The organism is Janthinobacterium sp. AD80, assembly GCF_002878455.1.
GTDB lineage: Bacteria > Pseudomonadota > Gammaproteobacteria > Burkholderiales > Burkholderiaceae_D > Janthinobacterium.
This window is the reverse complement of record NZ_NRDQ01000245.1, coordinates 1-4,317: the sequence shown is the minus strand read 5'-3', so window position 1 is coordinate 4,317 and position 4,317 is coordinate 1. Positions and strand designations below refer to the sequence as shown.

The following is a 4,317-nucleotide window of genomic DNA, read 5'->3' as shown; positions in this document are numbered from 1 at the left end:
GGCCGGCGTAGCTGGTGTGGCTGAAGTTGCTGAAGTTGCGGATGGCATGGCTTTCTCCTGACGGTGTTAATCAGCCGTCAAGATAGCCAGCGGCGGTCGGCCAGTGGCGGCAAGGCGCGCGCGCGTGCGACGAACGGCGGTTTTCAGGGCTTGAACGGCGGACGTATCACGGGTATCGTGGCGCCATGCCGTCCACGCCCGCCACCGTCCGCCGCTTGCCCGCCATCCTGCCCACCGCGCGGCAGGCGCTGATCGTGACGGCGTTTACCTTGCTGCTGTCGTGGCTGCTGCATCTGTTCAGCGGCACGGCCTACCCGGCGGTGTTCGGCCGCATCGGCTTCCTGGGCGCGGCCTTGCTGCTGGCCTATTCGGCGGCCGGCGCCTTGCGGCCGCGCTGGCTGTCCCTGTCCACGGCGCGGGTGGCCGCCGTGGTGCTGACGGCTCCGCTGGCCGCCCTGGTGCTCCTGCTGGCGACGCGCCCTGGCCAGTACGCCACGCCGATGGCGAAAACGGCCGACATCATCGGCCACGTCATCATGGTCGTACTGGCCATTATCTTTGGCCTGCTGTTTTCCCTGCTGTCCATGCGCAGCGAACGGCGCGAGCGCGAGCGGGCCGACCGCCTGCAGACCGAGCTGACCCAGAACACCCTGGAGCGCCAGTTGCTCGATGCCCGCCTGCGCCTGCTGCAGGCGCAGATCGAGCCGCATTTCCTCTTCAATACGCTGGCCAATGTCGAGGCGCTAGTGGCGTCCGGCTCACCCAATGCGGGCCCGGTGCTGCGCCAGCTGATCGCCTATCTGCGCGCCGCCATGCCGCGCTTGAGCGATGAAGTCGCCACCCTGGCGCAGGAGTTGCAGCTGGTGCGCGCCTACCTGGAACTGATGCACATGCGCATGCCCGACCGCCTGCAGTTCGACGTGGCAGCCATTGCGCATTCGGCCAGCGTGCGCTTTCCACCGATGGCGCTGCTGACCCTGGTGGAAAACGCCGTGCGCCACGGCATCGACCCGGGCGTCGATGGCGGACGTATCGAGGTCGGTGGCAAGTTGGACGCCGCCAGCGGCAGCATGTGCGTGTGGGTCGCCGATACGGGCGTGGGCATGGCGGAGACGGCGCAGCCGGGCACGGGCCTGCAAAACGTGCGCAGCCGGCTGCTGGCCGTGTATGGCGCCGGCGCCCGCCTCGAACTGCACGCGGTGGCGCCGCATGGCGTGCGCGCCGAACTGCATTTCACATTTACAGGAGACACCGCTTGAAACCAGCTTCCGCCCTGATCGCCGACGACGAACCGCTGCTGCGCGAGCGCCTGCGCAGCCACCTGGCCACCCTGTGGCCGGCGCTCACGGTCATCGGCGACGCGCGCAATGGCGCCGAAGCGCTGGAACTGTTTGAGCTGCATCAACCGGATATCGTCTTTCTCGACATCCGCATGCCGGGCATCGATGGCATCGCCACGGCGCGCGCGCTGGCCCGCCGCGCGCAGCTGGTGTTCGTCACCGCATATGACCAGTACGCGCTGCAGGCTTTCGAGCAGGGCGCCATCGATTACCTGGTGAAGCCCGTCGACCCCGCGCGCCTGGCGGACACGGTGCAGCGCCTGCAGCGCCAGCTGGCCGCTCCGCTGCGGCCAGGCCAGGGACTGGAGGACGGGCTGGACCACGTGCTGGAGCAGCTGGCCAGCAGGCTGGGCCAGCGCGCGGCGCCGCCCGCATGGCTGCAGTGGATCAAGGCCTCCGTCGGCAGCAGCGTGCGCCTGATACCCGTCGAGCAGGTGCGCTACCTGCGGGCCGAAGAAAAATACACCCTGGTGGCCTGGGACGAGGGCGAGGCGCTGATACGCAAGAGCATCAAGGAACTGGGCGAAGAGCTGGACCCGGCCCGTTTCGTGCAGACCCACCGTTCCGTCATCGTCAACCTCGCGTATGTCAGCGTGGTGACGCGCGGCATCAACGAAACGGCGGAGCTGCACTTGCGCGGCAGCGCCGACACCTTGCCCGTCAGCCGCAGCTATCTGCACCATTTCCGGCAGATGTAAGGGCCTTTAGCGCAGCCGCACCACCACCTTGCCGCGTGCGCGGCCTCGCGCCAGATAGGCGAGGGCGTCTTTCGCCTCGGCAAACGGGAAGACCCTGTCAATGACGGGATGGATGCTGCCCGCGTCGAGCAGGGCGGCGAGCTGCGCCAGCTGGCCACCGTCGGGCCGCACGAAGTGGAAGGCATAGCGGGCGCCGCGCCGTTTCGCCAGGCCGATGATCTTGCGGCTAAGTAAGCCAAATACCAGTTTCAGCACCACGTTCATGCCGCGCGCGCGGGCGAAGGCGGCGTCGGGCGGGCCGATCAGCGAGACGACCTTGCTGCCGGGCTGGACGATGTTCAAGGCTTTTTCCAGTCCATCGCCGCGCACGGTGCCCAGCACCGCGTCGTAGCCTTGCAGCACCTCTTCAAATTGCTGCCGCTTGTAGTCAATCACCTCGTCCGCGCCCAGGCCGCGCACCAGCTCCACGTTGGCCGGGCTGGTGGTGGTCGCCACGTGGGCGCCCAGGTGTTTCGCCAGTTGGATGGCAAAGGTGCCGATGCCGCCGGATCCGGCCGGGATGAAAATCTTCTGGCCCCGCTTGAGCTGTATGCGTTCGTGCAGGGCTTGCCAGGCAGTCAGGCCGACCATGGGAACCGATGCGGCCTGCACGAAATCGAGCGTGGCCGGTTTCAGGGCGGCCGCATGCTCGGGTACGGCGGCAAAGTCGGCCAGGCTGCCGTGTGGCGTGTCAAAAATGCTCGCATACACGGCGTCGCCCACCTTGAAGCGCGTGACGGCGCTGCCGACTTCCACCACCACGCCGGCCAGGTCGCTGCCCAAGGTGGCGGGCAGGCGCATTTTCAAGATGGGCTTGAAGTCGCCCTTGGGTATCAGGTTGTCGATGGGATTGAGGCCCACGGCGTGCACCTGCACCAGCAGCTCATCGGCTTGCAGGGCGGGGCGGGGCACCTCGGCGAAGGCCACATGGTCGAGGCCGGCGTATTTTTCAGTTGCAGAGCGTGCATGCTGTTCTCTTGGTCAGGTTGAATGGGATGCCCGCGTTCACGCCAGGCGCAGATCCTTGCGCAAGCCCGCGTCCATCAGCGCGGCGGGCAGGAAGCGGCGCATCAGGCGCAGGCGCGAAGCCAGTGAACCGGCCGTATAGCGCAGCCTGGGCTGGCCCGCCTGCGCCGCCTGCAGGACGGTATCGGCCACCGCGCCCGGCCCTTCTGCGTCCGCCAGGATGGCTTGCAGGCGGCGCGTGATGGCGCTGCGCACCGGCTCGTAGGCGGGCAGCGGGTTGTCCGGCTGCAGCAAATTGGCCTCGAAGGCCGTCTTGGTATAGGCCGGTTCGATGACGCTGGCGCGGATGCCCCAGCCGCGCACTTCATGGTCGAGCGATTCCGTATAGCCTTCGATGGCGTGCTTGGTGGCCGCATACAAGGCGCCGTAAGGCATGGGCAGGAAGCCCAGCACGGAACCCATGTTGAGGATGCGCCCGCTACCCTGCGCCCGCATATGCGGCAGCACGGCCAGGGTCATGCGCACGACGCCAAAGAAATTCGTCTCGAAGATGGCGCGTGCTTGTGCGATGGAACTTTCTTCGGCGGCGGCCGGGGCCACGCCGAAGCCGGCGTTATTCACCAGCAGGTCGATGCGGCCCTCGCGCCGGATGACGGTGGCGATGGCTGCCGCCACGGATTCCTCGCTGGTCACGTCGAGCGCCAGCATGGCGTATTCCTGGCCAGGGATCTGCGCCCCGCCGCGGCTGGTACCGTACACGGTATAGCCGGCCTGCGCCAGGCGCTGCGCGGTGGCCGCGCCGATGCCGGACGAGGCGCCGGTGACCAAAGCAATCTTGTTTTTCATGGTGGTTCCCTGAGCCTGACGGCAAGTTATCATATGACGGTCGTCATATTGTGCTGCAAAAAAAAGCCCACGGCGCGATGGCGCCACGGGCCGCTGGATTACTTGTCTGCCTGCGGGCATTGCGCCAGCGTGGCCGCGCACAGCGCCTCGGACAGGGCCGGCTCGTCGACGGCACGCGCCAGGATGGTGGTGCCGATCATGGCGCAGACCATGGCCATGGCTTGCGCGTGCGCTTCCGGCTGGCCCCAGTTGGGCAGCTGGCGCGCGAACAGGTCGATCATTTCCTTGATGTGGATGGTGGCGGCGCGCCGCACTTCGGGCGCCTGGCGCGGCATTTCCGAGCCCAGCGCCGAGACGGGGCAGCCCACGTCGATGGCGGCGATATGCGCGGGCGACAGGTACGCGGCCAGCATCGCCTGCAGCGCCTG

Annotated in this window: 4 protein-coding genes and 1 pseudogene; 2 read left to right on the top strand and 3 right to left on the bottom strand. The window is 67.6% G+C overall.

Annotation, left to right across the window (positions count from 1 at the left end; all coding sequences use genetic code 11):
* The first annotated feature begins 185 nt into the window (after positions 1 to 185).
* Both JaAD80_RS27930 and JaAD80_RS27925 read left to right on the top strand, forming a co-directional pair.
* Positions 186 to 1,259, top strand: coding sequence for a sensor histidine kinase (locus JaAD80_RS27930; RefSeq protein ID WP_102299403.1), 1,074 nt, complete (start codon positions 186 to 188; stop codon positions 1,257 to 1,259).
* Positions 1,256 to 2,038, top strand: coding sequence for a LytTR family DNA-binding domain-containing protein (locus JaAD80_RS27925; protein ID WP_102299402.1), 783 nt, complete (start codon positions 1,256 to 1,258; stop codon positions 2,036 to 2,038). Before JaAD80_RS27930 ends, JaAD80_RS27925 begins: the two co-directional genes overlap by 4 nt.
* A gap of 6 nt (positions 2,039 to 2,044) precedes the next feature.
* Here the strand turns inward: JaAD80_RS27925 and JaAD80_RS27920 are convergent, their stop codons facing one another.
* From JaAD80_RS27920 to JaAD80_RS27910, 3 genes and pseudogenes are all read right to left on the bottom strand, one after another.
* The gene (locus tag JaAD80_RS27920) at positions 2,045 to 3,004 is read right to left on the bottom strand and encodes an NADP-dependent oxidoreductase (protein WP_102299400.1); all 960 of its coding nucleotides are present in this window, start codon (positions 3,002 to 3,004) and stop codon (positions 2,045 to 2,047) included.
* Between the two features lie 78 nt (positions 3,005 to 3,082).
* Positions 3,083 to 3,889, bottom strand: coding sequence for an oxidoreductase (locus JaAD80_RS27915; protein WP_102299398.1), 807 nt, complete (start codon positions 3,887 to 3,889; stop codon positions 3,083 to 3,085).
* Positions 3,890 to 3,987: 98 nt separating this feature from the next.
* Positions 3,988 to 4,317 (bottom strand): annotated as a pseudogene (locus JaAD80_RS27910) (TetR/AcrR family transcriptional regulator); the annotation flags it as partial.

Bases quoted from the DNA above. Each gene is read 5' to 3' on its own strand.
- JaAD80_RS27930 (WP_102299403.1), top strand. From the start codon at position 186: ATGCCGTCCACGCCCGCCACCGTCCGCCGCTTGCCCGCCATCCTGCCC.
- JaAD80_RS27915 (WP_102299398.1), bottom strand. From the start codon at position 3,889: ATGAAAAACAAGATTGCTTTGGTCACCGGCGCCTCGTCCGGCATCGGC.